At 44.2% G+C, this 18,830-nt stretch carries 13 protein-coding genes; 3 read left to right on the forward strand and 10 right to left on the reverse strand.

The window, feature by feature from the left end; translation table 11 throughout:
* Window positions 1-42 precede the first annotated feature (42 nt).
* Window positions 43-663, forward strand: coding sequence for a MarR family transcriptional regulator (locus tag SIO70_RS25000; protein WP_320575375.1), 621 nt, complete (start codon window positions 43-45; stop codon window positions 661-663).
* Window positions 664-730: 67 nt separating this feature from the next.
* Here the strand turns inward: SIO70_RS25000 and SIO70_RS25005 are convergent, their stop codons facing one another.
* Window positions 731-2,137 carry a glycoside hydrolase family 32 protein gene (locus SIO70_RS25005; protein ID WP_320575377.1) on the reverse strand — a complete coding sequence of 469 codons (1,407 nt, stop codon included), beginning with the start codon at window positions 2,135-2,137 and terminating at the stop codon, window positions 731-733.
* A 225-nt stretch (window positions 2,138-2,362) separates the two neighbouring features.
* Between SIO70_RS25005 and SIO70_RS25010 the strand changes: the two genes are divergently transcribed.
* On the forward strand, window positions 2,363-3,211 hold the full coding sequence (locus tag SIO70_RS25010) for a universal stress protein (RefSeq protein WP_320575379.1): 849 nt from the start codon (window positions 2,363-2,365) through the stop codon (window positions 3,209-3,211).
* A 123-nt stretch (window positions 3,212-3,334) separates the two neighbouring features.
* On the opposite strand, the gene SIO70_RS25015 is transcribed toward SIO70_RS25010, so the two are convergent.
* The 3 genes from SIO70_RS25015 to SIO70_RS25025 all read right to left on the reverse strand — a co-directional run bounded on the left by SIO70_RS25015 (window position 3,335) and on the right by SIO70_RS25025 (window position 12,868).
* Window positions 3,335-4,303 carry a type IX secretion system membrane protein PorP/SprF gene (locus tag SIO70_RS25015; protein WP_320575380.1) on the reverse strand — a complete coding sequence of 323 codons (969 nt, stop codon included), beginning with the start codon at window positions 4,301-4,303 and terminating at the stop codon, window positions 3,335-3,337.
* A gap of 20 nt (window positions 4,304-4,323) precedes the next feature.
* A complete protein-coding gene (locus tag SIO70_RS25020) occupies window positions 4,324-12,162 on the reverse strand; it encodes a tandem-95 repeat protein (RefSeq protein ID WP_320575382.1) in 7,839 nt (2,612 codons plus the stop codon).
* Window positions 12,163-12,499: 337 nt separating this feature from the next.
* Window positions 12,500-12,868, reverse strand: coding sequence for an STAS/SEC14 domain-containing protein (locus SIO70_RS25025; RefSeq protein ID WP_320575383.1), 369 nt, complete (start codon window positions 12,866-12,868; stop codon window positions 12,500-12,502).
* Between the two features lie 308 nt (window positions 12,869-13,176).
* Between SIO70_RS25025 and SIO70_RS25030 the strand changes: the two genes are divergently transcribed.
* Window positions 13,177-14,193: an endo alpha-1,4 polygalactosaminidase gene (locus SIO70_RS25030; protein WP_320575386.1), complete on the forward strand. Its 1,017-nt coding sequence runs from the start codon at window positions 13,177-13,179 to the stop codon at window positions 14,191-14,193.
* Between the two features lie 110 nt (window positions 14,194-14,303).
* Here SIO70_RS25030 and SIO70_RS25035 read toward each other — a convergent pair whose 3' ends face one another.
* From SIO70_RS25035 to SIO70_RS25060, 6 genes are all read right to left on the reverse strand, one after another.
* On the reverse strand, window positions 14,304-14,642 hold the full coding sequence (locus SIO70_RS25035; protein ID WP_320575388.1) for a TfoX/Sxy family protein: 339 nt from the start codon (window positions 14,640-14,642) through the stop codon (window positions 14,304-14,306).
* A 13-nt stretch (window positions 14,643-14,655) separates the two neighbouring features.
* Window positions 14,656-15,588, reverse strand: a complete 933-nt coding sequence (locus SIO70_RS25040; RefSeq protein ID WP_320575389.1) for a nitrilase family protein — start codon at window positions 15,586-15,588, stop codon at window positions 14,656-14,658.
* 28 nt (window positions 15,589-15,616) lie between these two features.
* The gene (locus SIO70_RS25045; RefSeq protein WP_320575393.1) at window positions 15,617-16,339 is read right to left on the reverse strand and encodes an AraC family transcriptional regulator; all 723 of its coding nucleotides are present in this window, start codon (window positions 16,337-16,339) and stop codon (window positions 15,617-15,619) included.
* Window positions 16,340-16,391: 52 nt separating this feature from the next.
* Window positions 16,392-16,937 carry an isochorismatase family cysteine hydrolase gene (locus tag SIO70_RS25050; RefSeq protein ID WP_320575395.1) on the reverse strand — a complete coding sequence of 182 codons (546 nt, stop codon included), beginning with the start codon at window positions 16,935-16,937 and terminating at the stop codon, window positions 16,392-16,394.
* On the reverse strand, window positions 16,934-18,151 hold the full coding sequence (locus SIO70_RS25055) for an MFS transporter (RefSeq protein WP_320575396.1): 1,218 nt from the start codon (window positions 18,149-18,151) through the stop codon (window positions 16,934-16,936). The genes SIO70_RS25050 and SIO70_RS25055 overlap by 4 nt, the downstream gene beginning before the upstream one ends.
* Window positions 18,152-18,215: 64 nt before the next feature.
* Window positions 18,216-18,788 (reverse strand): helix-turn-helix domain-containing protein, encoded by a 573-nt coding sequence (locus SIO70_RS25060; protein ID WP_320575398.1) that lies wholly within the window; start codon window positions 18,786-18,788, stop codon window positions 18,216-18,218.
* Window positions 18,789-18,830 lie beyond the last annotated feature (42 nt).

Genomic DNA, 18,830 nt, shown 5'->3' on the forward strand with positions numbered 1-18,830 from the left:
GCATCTGCAGCGGCTTTTTTTGTTATACCATTAAATAAACATGTGCCATTTGTACTGGTGAGTCCCATGTGTGTCTCTACATTGAAAGGGTGGGTAGGGGTCCTGTTCTTAATGTATGTACCGTTTGTATTGGTGTTCATCAAAACGTCAAAAAGCGAGAATGAACCTGGCGGATGCAGCGCATTAACAAAAAGCAATATCTTTGCAGAACATATGTCGTCACAAACAACCGCAGAAAAAGCAAAGGAACTATTGCGATCGATGGGTGAGGTAAGGAATACCTTGCGTCAGTATATTTCCGTGCGTATCAGGGAAGAGGAGATGGATATTACCTTTGAACTGCTGGAGATCCTTGCTTATTTAAATAAGAAGGATGGGATCAATCAGCAGGAGATTGCGGATATTATGTTGAAGGATAAATCGAGTATGACCTATCAGATTGATGGGTTGGTGAAGCGGGATCTGGTAAAGAGAATGGAGGATGAAAATGACCGGCGGAATAAACTGATATTTCTCACGGAGAAAGGAAAGGATTTGCAGCAGACTATGCAGGGTTGGGTAGCGGGGTTGTATGATAAATCAATGGAGGGGATTGATGCCGGAACGATAGATATGGCGCTGGCAATGGTGCAGAAGATGCATACGAACCTGAATCGTAAATAAGGAAATTCTGAGATCAGCAACATAAAACGCTTATGTCTTTTTCGACATAAGCGTTTTTGTTTTATGATCATAATTGCCACACTTTAAGGGTTTTTACTTTTATATTTCCCCCTTTTGCAAATATGGATACTTCATGCTCCTCTTTAGGAGGGTATACCAGAAACGTAATCACCTGTGCACCTCCATTTACAAATACTTCTACCGAAGATTTATCCTGCAAAACCTGTAATCTCACATTTCCTTTTGGTACAGGCAGTGTTTTCTTTCCGTCTTTCCAGGCTATTACTAATTGCCCCTGCTGGCAAGTAATTTCTGCCTGGGGCAATTTTACGCCATAAGCAGTAGCGGTACCTTCTCCGAAGGTGACATCTATCCAGTTCGTATTATTTTTAAACTGCTCTAATTTAAAAGGCTGGTCACTGACCACAAGGTTCTGTTTTTCCAGGTTACCTGCAGGTAGTTTAATCACCTTCGCAGGTTGCTGGAATAACCGCACGCCCTGGGGAGTTGTTTTCAATGCAAGATCTCTTGGAATAGACATCTGCCCTGTCCATGGATACGCCGGCTGGTTGGAAGGCATGAGCCATCCTATCATCGTCTTTCTGCCATCAGGCAGGTTATTATATGGAATGGCGGCATAAAATGTAGGACCATAGTCGACAAATTGTTGATGCGCGGCATCATGATCATTTTTGAATTCCTTTCCGTCAAAGTCACCGGTGAAATACTGTAAGCCGGTTTCCCCGTCCTGATTGCCGGAGGAAACCATCAGTAACCATTTAGTTTTTTTAGGATCTCCATCTACATACATCGGAGTCAGAGACGGGCACTCCCATATCTTGCGGGTATCGCCCTGATTCCCAAATTCACTGAGCAATGTCCAATGTTTCAGGTCAGTAGATGTATAAAACTGCACCATTTTCTCATTGGGTAGTGCCACTGTCATCAACCAGTGTTTTTCCTTTTCCAGCCAGATGACATTCGGGTCACGGAAATCCTTTTTATGCAGGTCGATTACCGGGTTGCCCGCATACTGCTGGTAGGTCAATCCTCCGTCATTGCTATAGGCGATGAACTGGGATTCCTTTTGCTGGGTAGGCTGGTCGGCGGTGTAAATAGCCACGATGGCGTTTTTGCCAAAACCGCTGGTATTGGCTTTGTCCAGCACAGCCGAACCTGAGAAGATCAAGGTGGTGGTATCAGGTTTTACCATCTCCGGAATGGCTACCGGCAGGTGGTTCCAGTGCAGGAGGTCTTTGCTTACGGCATGCCCCCAGCTCATATGTCCCCATTTGGTGTCATATGGATTGTACTGGTAATAAAGATGATATTGACCGTTAATATATATCAGGCCGTTAGGATCATTGATCCAGTTTTTGGCAGCCGTAAAGTGATAGACAGGACGCTGGGTAGTATCTACCTGAGCCTGGGTGGCAATGGGCAACAGCCAGCATAATAAATGGTATAATTTCATAACGGGCTACAGTTTAAACGATTGTTAAGTTAAACATTGTTTAACTTTTTTACATGAAAAAATTGTTGAGACAGGCTAAAAATAATGTAAATTTATATAGAAGATTCCACTGATTGTTTACAGCTGTTTTAACGATTGAAATCATATTCCTCCGCAAGCTTTTTGCTTAAATTTATTACAACGTATAAGGCTGAAGCCTTCATTGAATGATCAAAATTTTGTATTATGAAAACGATGCTTATTCCCGTTGATTTCACGGCTACAACTGAAAATACGATTCGTTTTGCAAGTGAGTGGGCACACCGGTTTGGGTACGATCGGATTATTTTGTTAAAGACCTTTTATGATACAGTTTTTGACAATATTGCAGTATCTGCGGAGTATGCGCCAGTAAGCCAGGATTTCAGGTGGCAGGAACGGAAAGAGAGTACGGAGAAACTGGATCATATGGCGGATGAGCTCAGTGCCAGGATGGAAGACGATATGGCGGTATTGACGGCGGTGAGTGAGGTGCCTTTGTTACGGGCTATTAATGAAACGATCAGAGCGGAAAGTGTGGATATGGTGCTGTTGGGTAGTGATAGTTGCCAGTCAACTAGTAATAGTTTTATAGCGGGGAATATAATCAGTATAGCAAAGATTTCTCCTGTTCGGGTATTGGTGGTGCCTTCTCATTATAGTTTCCGTCCTATCAATGATGTATTGCTGCCTTGTGATTACAGGATGATGGGAAACCTGGCGAAGCTGAATGACCCGAAGGATTCTGCGATGGCGAAGGAAATATACTTACATGTGCTGAATGTAGATGCAAAAGAGCGTTATATAAACCCGGATGAGAATTTTAAGGACCTGGAGGCGCATTTGCATAGTTATCTGCAGAATTTTAAGCATGATATTAATTATAGTAATGAGAAGAATATTATTGATGGGATTATAAAGTATACGAATGTGAATGATTTTCAGTTGATCATTTCATTGCCGGGGAAACATAGTTTCTTATATTATTTGACGAATAAGAGTATTAGTGAGGCGATATGCAGGAATGCGAAGGTGCCGGTGCTGATATTGAAATGAGCGTATTGAATTTGCTGATATTAAAAATACAAATTTTGCAGTAAACCATTACTGAAATAAGCCAAAAATAAAAAGGTGTACCGAATAAATCGATACACCTTTTTTTTGTAGCTATTTCTAATTCTAAAACACCCTTGGATTAGCCATTCTCGCTTTGAAACCGGGGAAAGTATACCCTACTGATACTTCATGTGTACCACTGCTATACCCATTCAATGGGCCGGTAGTAATATCATAGGCATACCCTACCCTCATATTCGGCACCGGGAAAAGCTCGATGGCGGCTACTACAGAGTTGCTGTAGGTCAGCGCGCTTTGTAAATAACCTTTATCATACAGGTTCACCCTGGTACGATAAGAGCCTCCCAGCCAGAGAATGTCCTTGTAGAGGATAAATGTATTTAAGTCCAGACTGGTCGGACCACCTAAATCATCTTTCAGAAGAAAAGACGGCTTTAACTGGAAGTCTTCATTCAGTGGCAACAAACCACCTGCGGTGAGGTAGTAGTGCATTTTTGATTGTGGTACCAGTTTATACTTACCGCTTTTCAGGTAGTTAATGATCATATTATCAACCGAGAAACCAGCAAAGAAGCGGTCGTTGGAGAAGTAGACCCCTGCCCTTGCATCTGGCGACACCGTGCGCTGAACACCTGCCGGCATATTGGTTTCAGGATCATTGGTGACGAGTTCCGAAGTATTGATGCTCTTTTGCAAAATTCCGAAACTTACACCGAAAGCCAGCCTTGAGCTTCCGTCGGGATTCAGACGGATACGGTAGGCATAGCTACCGTATCCTCCCAGGGTGCTCTGTGCACCCAGTTTGTCGCTGGTGACCTGGAAGGCCAGACCAACGTTATCACTTGCTACAGCAGCATCTACAGCTATTGAGAATGTACGGGGAGCACCGCGGATACCGGTCCACTGACTGCGATAAAAGCTATGCGCGTTCAGTTGCTCCTTGTAGCCGGCATATGCGGGATTGATATAGATCCCGTTAAACATATACTGGCTGTACTGTGCATCCTGCTGGGCTTTCAGTGTCAATGACCCTGCGAATAATAAGCCTGCAATTAAAAATATCTTTTTCATGGTTTTCAGCGCTAATCACATTAATTGTTAAAGTTCCTTACCAGTGTAGTGTATCCTTTGATCACTTCCCATCCTGAACTAGCTGTGCGTTTGATTCGCAGCAGGTAGAAATAAGTCCCTTCGTTCAAGCCATCTCCTTTCCATGTATTCTGGTAGTTCTTTTGTCTGAAGACTTCATTACCCCAACGGTTTACGATGATCAGTTCAGTTTCAGCGTACTGGCTGAGGCCCCTGATTTCGAATACATCGTTCTGCCCATCGCCGTTCGGTGTGAACAGGGTTGGTACGGTGATCTCTGCGAATGAGGTAGAGATCCTGACAGTAGCGGTGTTGGTAGTTTTACCATCAGCGGTTGTCACTGTATAAGTGAAGGAGTCTTCACCGGTGTAACCTGTAGCAGGTGTGTAGGTGATGATACCGTTGCTGTTTACGACTACTGAACCGTGGGTAGGTTGATCTATGATAGTTACAGTACCCGGATCGAAGGTCGAAGTACCTGCGCTGTCGTTGGCGAGGACGTCGATGTCGAGTGGTGTGTTGGCGACTACTGTTACGCTGTCGTTAACGGCAATCGGGTTGTTGGAGGTGTCAGGTGTTACGGTAACGGTGACTGTCACCTCGGTAGTACCGCCTTTGCCATCGTCTACGATAACGGTGAAGGTGTCATCGCCGGTGTAGCCTGGTGTTGGTGTGTAAGTGTATGTACCGTCAGGATTTACTACTACAGAGCCGTGGGTTGGATCGTCGCCTTTGGTGAAGGTGAGTGGATCGCCGTCTGGATCGGTAGCGGTGATGGTGCCAGTGGCTGGGTTGTCCTGCTCAGTGGTGATGGTTTGGTCACCGGTTATTACTGGATCGTGATTGACTGGATTTACAGTAACTGTCACGGTGATTTCGGTAGTACCACCTTTGCCATCGTCTACGATAACGGTGAAGGTGTCATCGCCGGTGTAGCCTGGTGTTGGTGTATAAGTATATGTACCGTCAGTATTTACTACTACGGAGCCGTGGGTTGGATCGTCACCTTTGGTGAAGGTGAGTGGATCGCCGTCTGGATCGGTAGCGGTGATGGTGCCAGTAGCTGGTTTGTCTTGCTCAGTGGTGATGGTTTGGCCACCGGTTACTATTGGATCGTGATTGACTGGATTTACAGTAACGGTAACAGTGATTTCGGTAGAGCCACTATTGCCATCGCTAACGATAACAGTGAAGGTATCGTTGCCGGTGAACCCGGTAGATGGTGTGTAAGTGTAGGTACCGTCAGGATTTACAACTACGGAGCCATTTGATGGATCAACACCTTTGCTGTAAGTCAGCGGATCGCCATCTACATCAGTAGTGGTTACACTGCTGGTCAGTGGAGTGTCTTCATTTGTTTGTTCAGTGGTGTTTGAGCCAGATGGATCATCGTTTACAGGATTGACAGTGATGTCAATACTGATAGTGCTAGTGCCACCATTGCCATCGCTTACTGTTACTGTAAAGCTATCAGGACCATTATAATTAGTGGTAGGAGTATAAGTATATGTACCATCATTATTTACCACTACTGAACCATGTCCTGGATCAGTAGCCTTGGTATAAGTCAGCACATCGCCATCTACATCAGTACCGGTTACCTGACTGGTCAAAGCAACATCTTCATCCGTTTCTTCTGTAAAGGTACCTCCTACTGGTGCATTATTTACAGCGTGTACTGTGATATTGACTGTAATTGTAGCAGTTTCTGTTCCATCGCTTACTGTTACTGTGAAGCTATCAGGACCATTATAATTAGTGGCAGGAGTGTAAGTATATGTGCCATCACTATTTACTACTACTGAACCATGTGATGGATCGGTTGCCTTGGTATAAGTCAGCACATCGCCATCTACATCGGTGCCGGTTACCTGACTGGTCAAAGCAACATCTTCATCCGTCTCCTCTGTAAACGTACCTCCAACAGGCGCATCATTTACAGGATGTACTGTGATGTTGACTGTAATTGTAGCAGTTTCTGTTCCATCACTTACTGTTACTGTGAAGCTATCTGCACCATTATAATTAGTAGCAGGAATATAAGTATATGTACCATCACTATTTACTACTACTGAACCATGTGATGGATCGGTAGCCTTGGTATAAGTCAGCATATCGCCATCTACATCGGTGCCGGTTACCTGACTGGTCAAAGCAACATCTTCATCCGTTTCTTCAGTAAAGGTGCCTCCTACTGGTGAGTCATTTACAGCGTGTACTGTGATATTTACTGTAATTGTACTTGTCCCACCATTACCATCGCTTACTGTTACTGTGAAGCTATCAGGACCATTATAATTAGTAGCAGGAGTATAAGTATATGTACCATCACTATTTACTACTACTGAACCATGTGATGGATCGGTAGCCTTGGTATAAGTCAGCACATCGCCATCTACATCAGTACCGGTTACCTGACTGGTCAAAGCAACATCTTCATCCGTTTCCTCAGTAAAGGTGCCTCCTACTGGTGCGTCATTTACCGGATGTACTGTGATATTAACTGTGATTGTTGCAGTCGCTGTTCCATCACTTACTGTTACTGTGAAGCTATCAGGACCATTATAATTTGTAGCTGGTGTGTAAGTATATGTGCCATCGCTATTCACCACTACTGAACCATGTCCTGGATCGGTAGCCTTGGTATAAGTCAGCACATCGCCATCTACATCGGTGCCGGTTACCTGACTGGTCAAAGCAACATCTTCATCCGTCTCCTCTGTAAACGTACCTCCTACAGGCGCATCATTTACAGCGTGTACTGTGATATTTACCGTAATTGTACCTGTCCCACCATTACCATCACTTACCGTTACTGTGAAGCTATCAGGACCATTATAATTTGTAGCTGGTGTGTAAGTATATGTACCATCACTATTTACCACTACTGAACCATGTCCTGGATCGGTAGCCTTGGTATAAGTCAGCACATCGCCATCTACATCGGTGCCGGTTACCTGACTGGTCAAAGCAACATCTTCATCCGTCTCCTCTGTAAACGGACCTCCAACAGGCGCATCATTTACAGGATGTACTGTGATGTTGACTGTAATTGTAGCAGTTTCTGTTCCATCACTTACTGTTACTGTGAAGCTATCCGTACCATTATAATTAGTAGCAGGAGTGTAAGTATATGTACCGTCACTATTAACTACTACTGAACCATGTGATGGATCGGTAGCCTTAGTATAAGTCAGTACATCGCCATCTACATCAGTACCGGTTACCTGACTGGTCAAAGCTACATCTTCATCCGTCTCTTCAGTAAACGTACCACCTACTGGTGCGTCATTTACCGGATGTACTGTGATATTAACTGTGATTGTTGCAGTCGCTGTTCCATCACTTACTGTTACTGTGAAGCTATCAGGACCATTATAATTTGTAGCTGGTGTGTAAGTATATGTACCATCACTATTTACCACTACTGAACCATGTCCTGGATCGGTAGCCTTAGTATAAGTCAGTACATCGCCATCTACATCAGTACCGGTTACCTGACTGGTCAAAGCAACATCTTCATCCGTCTCTTCAGTAAACGTACCTCCAACAGGCGCATCATTTACAGGATGTACTGTAATGTTGACTGTAATTGTACCTGTCCCACCATTACCATCACTTAAAGCAATTGTGAAACTATCCGGGCCATTATAATTAGTAGCCGGTGTATAAGTATAAGTACCATCGCTATTCACTACAACCGTGCCATGTGCAGGATCAGTTCCTTTTGAATATATCACCGCATCACCATCCACATCCGTAGCAGTTACCTGACCATTCAATGCCACATCCTCATTCGTCTCTTCATTCGTATCCGGACCAGATGGATTATCATTCACCGGATTAATAGTGATATTTACCGTAATCGTCGCAGTGCCACCATTACCATCACTTACCAGGACCGTGAAACCATCTGTTCCATTATAATTAGCAGTCGGAACATATGTATAAGTACCGTCTGTATTCACCGTCACCGTACCATGCGCAGGATCAGTGCCTTTGGTATATGTCAGGCCATCACCATCTGCATCTGTCGTACTTACACTGCTGTCCAACGTAACATCTTCATTAATCGTATTATTTACAGTTGCATCTACAGGATTATGATTCACCTTCTTCACAGTAATATTTACTGTAATGGTTGAACTACCTCCATGACCATCACTCACCGTCACTGTAAACGCATCTGTACCGATATAACCTGTAGTCGGTATATATTGATATGTACCATCACTATTCACCGTCACCGTACCATGAGAAGGATTAGTCAATAAAGTAAATGTAACCGCATCCCCATCCAGATCTGTAGCCGTTACGTTACTATCCAGCTCAGTATCCTGATTTGTTTCTTCATTCGTATCAGGTCCCGTCGGCGCATCATTCACAGCTGTAATACCCAGGGAAATCGTACCCGTAGCCGTCATCGTACCACCACTTCCGGTATTCCCATTATCAGAAATAGTCACCGTAATTACCTCTGAAGCCGGAGGCGTATGTGAAGCAGAATAGGTCAGGTTACCACCCGAGATATAACTAGTGATGGCAGACAATGTACCTGACAATGTAATACTTCCACCAGTTCCCGTCACCGTCACACCCGCTACTGTAGCAGTATTGAACCAACCAGTCGGCACAGTAAAGGTCGCTGTTACTGTACCCGTACCCGCATCCACATCTGCAAAAGATACATCTTTCAATGAAGCAGGCGTATCTTCTGTCACCGCCAGGCCCGTAGGCAGGGAAATAGTCGGTGCATCATTGACAGGTGTAATATTAATCGTCATAGTCGCTGCTGTGGTTGCATAAGATGTACCATCAGAACCATTCCACTGGAATGATGTCGTACCATTCCAATTTGCTGTCGGCGTAAATACAATCTTAGACAGATCAGCCGCTGCTATTTCCTGTCCTGCAGTAATAATGACACCGTTCAGTTTGAAGCTGCCATTCTGTGGCAAGCTTACTATCTTGATCTTTGACAATGCCGTTCCGTCAGGATCTGTATATACACTGGTAAAGTTCGCTGCTGTAAAAGTTAATGGATTATCTTCTGCCGCTGATACACTATTATCCGATACAGCCGGCAGGTTGTTCACCACCGCCGATACCGTGAATGTATATGTAGCACGATCCGTATTACTATCATTATTCGTGATCGTAATTACGGCTGTGTAAGTACCAATCGCATGTGATGCAGGATTGAAGGTCACGGTAAAACCAAGACCCGAACCACTTGTGATCGATGTACCAGTAGGCTGTGAAGTCACACTAAAACCAGCATCTCCACTGATTGCCACAATCGGAGAACCCGTCAGTGTGATCGTACCTGTACCTATGTTCTGTACAATAAAGGTATTACTCACAGACCCATCTGTTGGCGTCAACACGCCGTAGTAAGTACCATCGGTTGCGGAAGTCGTCGTCTTGTTGTCTGCAATGGAAGAACCATTACCTGTTACATTGACTCTTGGAGATGTTAAGATATAGATACTAGTGGTTGACGAAGGCCCCGTTTCTTTACCATCATTCAATGCGATCGTGATGGTACGGGTCGTAGTCGTTGGCGAAGCCTTTGTATTCATGTACTGAATCAGCTTCAACGCCTCTGCATAATCAGCAGCAGATGCCACACCAGATAAGGTTATCGTTGTTGTATTTGCACCGGAAATGGTAATGCCTGAAGGCAGTGTTCCATTCAGTATCAGGTATTCTGATGTACCATCCAGGTTATTCGTCAATGTGATCGTCGCGCTGGAAATATTATCACCATCCGGATCTGTCACCGTTACATCATTGTCAGTCACATTGGCACCAGTCGTACTACCCGCGGCAAAGTAATTGATATAATTCTTTGTGGTGGCGCCAGAACTGCTATCTGCATCCAGGTTTACCACCGGACAGTTATTCACCGCAATCTGAGCAGTGATCAGGTTATTGTCGTAATAACATTCTTTATAAGTACTGTTCTGATTCGCCAGGCTCGATAATGTGAAAGGTGTACCTACTGCATGCCCTACTCCACCACTTACAAATGAACCATTATCATTCAGTATCATCGTCAGCGGAATATTCACATTGCTGAAACTGCTGAGGTCCAGGTCAAAATCAAAGGTACGGCACACACCCTGTGGTATATCCTGGCTGAATGTACCTGTATATATTAATATCGCTGATGGATCTGTAGTCGGATCACCAGAGTAAAAGGATACCGGCATGCCACCATTGCTATTACCAGCACCGGGGTTACATACGTTCACAGATGCCTTAACAATATTACAGGAACTACCTTTCGAGAATGTAATGCCCGTAGTACTAAACGCCACATCCGGACGTGAACCATAATAATCACACGAAAGGAGGAACTGGTAACTAGGGTTAGCCAGACCTGTTTTATTGATGACTGTCAGTTTACTCTTGTCAGAAGACAGGAAGAAACTAATATCATATACTCCACCGGAGGAGTTCTCGAACCCAACTGTTCCCGAAGCACTACGTGTACTGGTACTATCCAGCGGTACATTTTTAAAAGCATAGTTGTCATCCCTTCTGATTGTACCACTCAGACCTACCTGCTGGTAGAAGTAACCGGTCACGGTTCCTGCTGTCAGGTCTATATAGCCGTAGGCCGCCAGTGAGTTTTCATTGCTCTCCCTGTCGGTGTTTACTGCATTACCCGATTCATTAAAATATATAAAGTTAGTACCTGAAGGAATGGTGAATGTACGCTTCGCGCCCCAGGCATAACTACCATCCAGAATGGCGGAAATGTCAGAATCGATAAACTCTGTACTCATCCCCAATCCCACACGGGAGTAAAATTCTATTACATACGCATCATCAAAGTCTCTTGCATAGTTCGCATCTCTTTTTATAATCAGGTTCCCCCCGGATACATAAATCGTAGGATCATATACGCCCACACCACCTGCCAATACTCTCTTACTCGAATAATCACCTGCAATGACGCCGGATGATAGCATGCTGGCGGTAGCGGTAGCCGACTTATTATTGATTACATAAGTAGATCTTCTGTCTACCGAACCTCCATTTGCCAATGTCACAAAACCATCCAATGTACCGGCTGTAAGGTCAATACCAAAACGCATATTAGCATACCCTTCTTCTGTACCGGATGCTGAATTCAGGTCGCTATAACTGGAGTTTGTACCCTTGGCCGAAATCATAACAATTTCAGCCCCGGAAGGAATGGGAATACTCAGATCGGTATTCGTTGTCGATGTTCCGTGCAGCAATGCCCTGATCTGTGGTTCCAGCGGACTAAGCGAGTTGTTGTAAGGCGACAGGTATTCTACATAATAAGAGGAGTGAGTAGCTGTTGCATTTTCTGTAATAGTCAGGGTAGATCCTGAGATAGAAAACTTCACATTGTTCAGGTAAGGCGTCGCATCCCCGATTTTACTGGTCTGCTTAATGGTATCGCCCAGGGCCACATTCTTCCATCCATATACGTTGGTACCAGAACCATCGGTATTGGTATTCTTCGCATAGTTTACATAACCGGAAGATGTAGCATTTCCCACATCAATGATTGCATTAATGGTGATGAAGTCCTCATCTCCCTGGTCATAATCGGAGGCCCCGGTGGTTATACCTGTTTCGGAAGAAACATACACCGCGATGGATTTAGTCCCGGTCGGAATGGTAAAGGTGGGGGCTGCGCCTCCGGGAGCTCTGTATTTGGCTTCTATGCCTAATACGTCGGCTCTTTTACCGCCGCTTGGACTACATGGACTGTAAGGTAACTGGGCCTTTGCCAGAAACGGGAACGCTATTAAGCAGATGCAAATGCTTAACGCTACTTTAATGAAATTTTCTTTCATAGGTATGCGAAAAAGTGCGCGGACGTGAAGCCAGTGATTTCATAGATTTCAGGTGAGTGTTGTACCATGGAAGTGGTCAAGACATACCTTGGCCCAAAGAAAATACAGGTGACGAATCAGACCTCACGAACAATGCGAATTTTTACTGAACAATGCGTTTGGGATAAATGCAACCCATAATTTTCGTACGGATTACGGGCTTACATTTATCTAAGGGGCAAATATATAAATATTTGTCGTATATATTTAAAAAATAATTTCAGATAATGTTTGATTTATAGCGAGTAAGGGGATTTACCGCCACAGGAAAAAGATCTGCCTGTAAAAGCTCTTAGAATTACTTACCTGTTGATACCCAATGCACTGCTTCGGAAAACTGTTCCGCCCCAAATCCTTTGAATGTGCCTGGTACGAACATGCCAAACACGTCGGTAAATTTATTCAGCAAATCAGAACCTGATACGATCGCAACCCTGTTCCATTTTGAAATCTCCATGATGCCGAGTAATGCATCTTGTAACCAGGCTCCCATCGTCCAGTTTTTTAACGGGGTTTCTATGATCATCAGGTAATTGAGTTCGCCGGTACGACTGACCAACTCCCTCACTACCGGATCTACGATGTTGAGAAAATTGTCCTGCGTAACTTCGCCGGTGGCTTTAAAGCCGACCATATTATTGGGCATGGCTGGAAGGATCTCTATCATTGCTTTCTTTTACTACCTGTGGTACAAAAGTCTTGCCTACATTTGTTGTATGACAAAGACACACGCCATTCAGGAATAGATATGCAGGACCTGGACCGTGAAATCAACATCAATTTAACAGGACCCACCTGTATCATTTAACAGTTTTACCACATTTAATAACAAAGAAATATACAGGAGTAACCACTGCTATGAAAAATCATGCACAGACTGGCGACTAATTATTTGTTAAAACACCTACCCAACTCGTTGTAGGTGGCTAAAGAGTAAAAAAAATTAATATAATTTTGCCCTATAACCATATTTTTATGAGACCTATACTTTTGATTCCATTTGCGCTATTTGCCCTAAGCGCCTGTAGCAAGAACAATGATTCTGATACCACTTCAGGGTCCAGCAATGACAGCGCCGATGTCGACACCACTACCAGCGATTACAAACAATCTATGCGTGACTTTGTGATTGGCATCAGCAAGTATGCCAAGGCAGCACATGCCGGGTTTATTGTAGTACCACAGAATAGTATTGAACTGGTAACTAAGAACGGGGAAAGCACCGGAACACCGGATACCGCCTATCTGAATGCCATTGATGCTAACGGTCAGGAAGATCTGTATTATGGATATAATGACGATGATGTAGCCACCCCTGCTTCTACTATCAATTACCTGACCCCCCTGCTGAAAATTTCGAAAAATGCAGGGAATACCATCCTCGTTACTGATTATTGCTCTACGCATTCCAAAATGACGGATTCTTATACCAAGAACAATGCACAAGGTTATATTTCCTTTGCAGCAGACTCCCGGGGACTGGATGATATTCCTGCTTTCCCATCCCCGATCTATGCAGAGAACACCACAGCTGTGACGAGCATTGGCCAGGTAAAGAACTTCCTTTACCTGATTGATCCGGCAAGTGGGTATAATTCTAAAACCGCCTTTATCAATGCAGTAAAAGCTACGAATTATGACTTATTGATTACTGATCTGTATTTTGATAACAGCGCATTTACGGCTGCTGAACTCGCAGAGCTGAAAAAGAAAGCAAACGGTGGCACAAGACTGGTGATTTCTTATATGTCAATTGGCGAAGCAGAAGATTACAGGTATTACTGGCAGACCAGCTGGACAAACACAAAACCAGGCTGGTTAGATGCAGAAAATCCTGACTGGCCGGGGAATTACAAAGTGAAGTATTGGTATAGCGACTGGCAGAAAATCATTTATGGAAATGATAGTTCTTATACAAAAAAGATACTGAATGCAGGGTTTGACGGGGTATACCTGGATATAATAGACGCATTTGAGTATTACGAAAAATAACCTGCATAATAGGATGCATCAAAAATAAATGAACCTCCTGAGAACTGCATAAATGGAAACCGGGCGCCACATTCAAATTATAAGAGGGTGTAATTAACTTTTACACCCTCTCATTTTTTCTTCTTCTTAGCCGATTTTGCATTAGGATTATGTTCCAGCGCCAGTTCAATCCAGTAATCGAACTCCGCCTTTGTTCTCATCCCCGTTTCATCTACCAGCACATATCCTTTCATAGGGCGATTGAACTCCATTTGCCTGCAACCATTTCGCTCCAGCGCTTCATGCTCCTTTGCAGGATCGATCCGCACCATCATATCTCCTTTGTAAACCCCTACCAGTATTTTATCATTATACATGAAGGCTAATCCTCCCATCATACGGATTTCTTTTAAATTGGAGAGATCTTCGAGCCGTTCACGGATGCGGTTTGCGAGTATATCATTATCCATGGAGGAAAGATAATTATTTTTCCGGGGTCAGCCATACGACCTGCTGGGAAGAAACATGTTCCCCACCAATTATATCCCTGTACAATTCCGGTCTTCTTGCCTGCAAATAACGATGTCCTCCTGCCTGTGCCAGTTTTTCTTTTGTAAGCAGTGCAGTCGCCATATCATTATCTAGTGCACAACATGCTGCAATGATATCGCCAAAAGGATCGAGGATCATGGAACATCCATTTTTGAGCTGGTCATCGTCCATGCCGATGGCATTGGCAAAGATGCAATATACCCCATTGTCATACGCCCGGGCAGGCAACCATTTCATGAGCCATTTTCGGCCTTTTAAGCCGTCGAATTCTATGCGAAGGCTAGTGGGGTCAATCAACCTGTTTTCCCACAATTTCGGGTCTGCAAAGCCCGCTCCCGGACGAGTGGAAGGCGTGCACATGGTAACATGTGGCATCAGGATAATTTCTGCTCCCAGCAACCTCGTGGCCCGCACATTTTCAATTATATTATTATCATAGCAAATCAGCATACCGATCTTCCAACCATGGAGGTCGAATACACAGTATTCATTCCCTGGTGTGAGGTGAGGGTTAATGAAAGGATGTAATTTTCTAAACTTAGCCAACAGGCCGGTTTTGTCTACACACACGTAGGCTTTGTAAATATGATCTCCTTCTTTTTCAAATAAACCTGCGGCGATGGCGATGTTGTATTTGCGGGCTATTTCAATTAAGACATTGATAGAAGGCCCGTTCGGTATTGGCTCTGCCAGTTCCCATAATTGTTCCCGCGATAAATGACGGGCAAAGGTATACCCGGTAATGGAGCACTCATGGAATACGATGAGATCAGATCCCCCCGTAGCTGCATATTTTTCTATGACGGAAAGGTTGTACCCCTTATCCCCACTGCGATGTTCGAATTGTACGGTAGTAACTTTCATGCCACTAAGGTACCATCTCACCAAAACCTTAAATTGTACAATTCCGACTTAGGAAGTTACTCGCCAAAGGGTAATTATTGTGCAGATAATGGCGGGGCGTTAAACCGGTGAGCTTTTTAAAATCCTTGATGGCATGAGACTGATCACAGTAACCATTTTCAAAGACCAGCGGCGTTATTCTTTTATTCTTATGAAGGGACTTCAAAAAAGCATGTGTCCTTACGATATTACAATACCTGGCAGGACTGATTCCCACACTCTCTTTAAACCGTCTTTCCAGTTGTCTTTCCTGATACCCGGTAAAGACCTGCAATTGTGGAATAGAAAGCTGCCCCTTTTGCTGATCAATATAATCTATAGTAGCCTGTGTAAGTGAGCAGGTATGCTGCTGTAATGAGCTAAAGAATTCATTGACATTGTCTCTGGCGGGCGGCTTTTTGAAAATCATTGAGAGGTCAATGAACTGGTCTTTCAGTGCTGTAGCCGGAATACCCGTCAGGGCATGCAACCCATAGGGCCGGAATACCACTATCAATAACGATCCTGCGTAATATAGATCTTTGTAATGCGTGATCTGTCCGTAAGCAAAAGCTGGAGGTAAATAATTGCCTTCCAGTATGATCTCGCCATCGCAGAATACGATACCCGGGTTGCCATCAGAGAAAAAACGGATAGGTGTGCGGGCAGGATTCTCTATGAATAGATAATGCCGGATAAATGGGCGAAGCGATATGGAAGGCAGCACCTGCATACTGTAAATGTAAAAAAAAGAGGCCACTTCAAAAGTAGCCTCTCCAAAATCGTTACTTCCACTCCGCCACTGTGATCACTTCTCCCTGTTTCGGGAAGATCTTCGTCAGCAGGAACTCATGCACATCCTCGTCCCTGTCAGCGCATCCGTCAGACAATACAGTAATACGGAAATCCTTATCTGCCGCTTCTCTCAAAGTAGACAGCACGACACCACTGGTAGCAATGCCTGTCAATACTATATGGTCGATCCGGAATGCCCTCAGAACCACTTCCAGGTCACTGCCGGCGAAGGCACTTACACGACGTTTTACTGTCACCACTTCATTCTCCTGTGGTGCCAGATCCGGATGTATCTGCATAAAATCTTCCGGCTTTACATGGCCCACCATTTGCTTTGCGGCCATAAAACCCATGTTGTTTTCACTGATCTCGGGAGCGCCGGGTCTGAAACCTACGACTACATAAATCACCGGGATACCTTTGTTCCGAGCACTGGCTATGGCGCTGGCCACCCTGCTTGTTACAGCAGCGCCATTGGGGATCATGCCCAACATCGCTGTCTGCATGTCCATTACTAATAATGCGGTGTTACTCATTGTTTTGTTTTGAGATAGTTTGAAAATATAAATGCTGTGACCAGGGCAATACCACCCTGTATCAACATGGTCGTCGGTGCTGATATCTTTTGCGATGCTATACCTGCTAATAGGCTACCCAATGGCAGCATGCCAAAGTATGCCATAGCGATATAACTCATCACTCTTCCACGCATATGTGCCGCTGCTTCTACCTGTATAATGGTGATACTGGCCGTCATGGGTACCAGCGATGCCACACCAATAATTACAGCAAAAGGAATGGCGGCGTAAAAAGAGGTACAGCGGGAAAATCCAATTAATCCAATCCCCAGTATTACAATACTCACAAGGAGAATGCGCATCAGATGGCCACTCTTTTTCAAAGATGCTAAGAATAAACTCCCTGTAATGGAACCTAATCCTATTGCACTGGCGATATATCCAAAGGTGCGGGCATTGCCCTGGAAGATAGTTTTTGCAAAGACAGGCATCAATGTATCATACGGCAATACTAAAAATCCCATGCACATAATTAAGATAATGATGATCCCTATACGTGGCGTTTCCCGCAGGTACACTAAGCCTTCTGATAATTCGGTCAATGCCTTCTTTTTATGTAAAGGCGTTACAAATGGCGGTAGTTTAATTAATAGTAAAGACCCGATTACCGCCAGAAAACTCACTGCATTCAATGCAAAGCAGGTATGTGCGCCATATGCCTGTAATACAATACCCGACAGTGCCGGACCTATTAACCGTGCTATATTTACCATGGCAGAATTCAGGGCCAGTGCGTTCGTGATATCTTCCTTGTCATTGACCAATTCATGTACCATGGGTTGCCGGGCTGGCGTGTCAAATGCATTGATAATACCCAACACCACACTCAGGGATAAGATCTGCCAGATCTGAAAATGGTTGGTCAGCGTAAGGATCACCATCATTAAAGATTGAGCCAGTGAAGCCGTTTGCGTAATTAGCAGGATCTTTCTACGACTATACCTGTCAGAAGCAATACCCCCTAATAATGAAAATAAAAACGAAGGAAACTGCTGCATAAACACGGCCAGTCCCAGCATGTAAGCAGAATGACTAATGGAATATACCACCCAGCTCACCGCCGTTCTTTGCATCCATGTGCCGATCTGCGAGATGGACTGTCCACAAAAGAACAGGGCATAGTTCCTGTTGCGAAATGCCCTGAAGGCGTTGCTTTTTCCTGTTTGTATCATATATATCTCCTATTGACCTTTCGACATTATTTGATAAAGTGTCGAAATAAAGACAAAAAAAAAGCTAGCCCTGAATGGCCAGCATTGTCATACGTACCAGTACATCGATCGCTGGTTCCATACGCGCATAACTATTTTCTAAATCCATCTCGCGTTTTAACCCGCGCAGACTACTTGTAAATACAAATATAACGACCGCTTTATCTGCTGCATTATACCCATCCAACACCCGGTTCAGTAGCGTCAGTTCGTCGATTCTGATCTTCTTCTGAATGACCTTTTTCCGTTGTGTATATTGTGAGAGTTCATCGGCATTCATCCCGGTTTCCAGCATATCGAAGAATATTCTTCTTTTGCGGCCGATCTTTGTTTTGGTAATAGCAAAGGCTCGTAGTTTGTCGGCTACTGTATCCGCTTTATCCACCATGCGGGTGATTTCGGCTACGATGTCATCGATCTCAGCACCCACTACCGCATCAAAGACTTCGTCTTTGTTCTTATAATAGTAATACAAGGAGCTTCTCCCCTTGCCGATCGCCTTCGCAACATCATCCATGGTTACCTTCTGATAACCATGTTTTTGAAATAGCTGCTGAGCGGCCTGCAGAATCTGCTGTTGTATTATATCCTCTGCCATACCATACAAAGGTAAAACTATTTTCGACACTTTAACAAAAAG

The organism is Chitinophaga sancti (genome assembly GCF_034087045.1).
Lineage (GTDB): Bacteria > Bacteroidota > Bacteroidia > Chitinophagales > Chitinophagaceae > Chitinophaga > Chitinophaga sancti_B.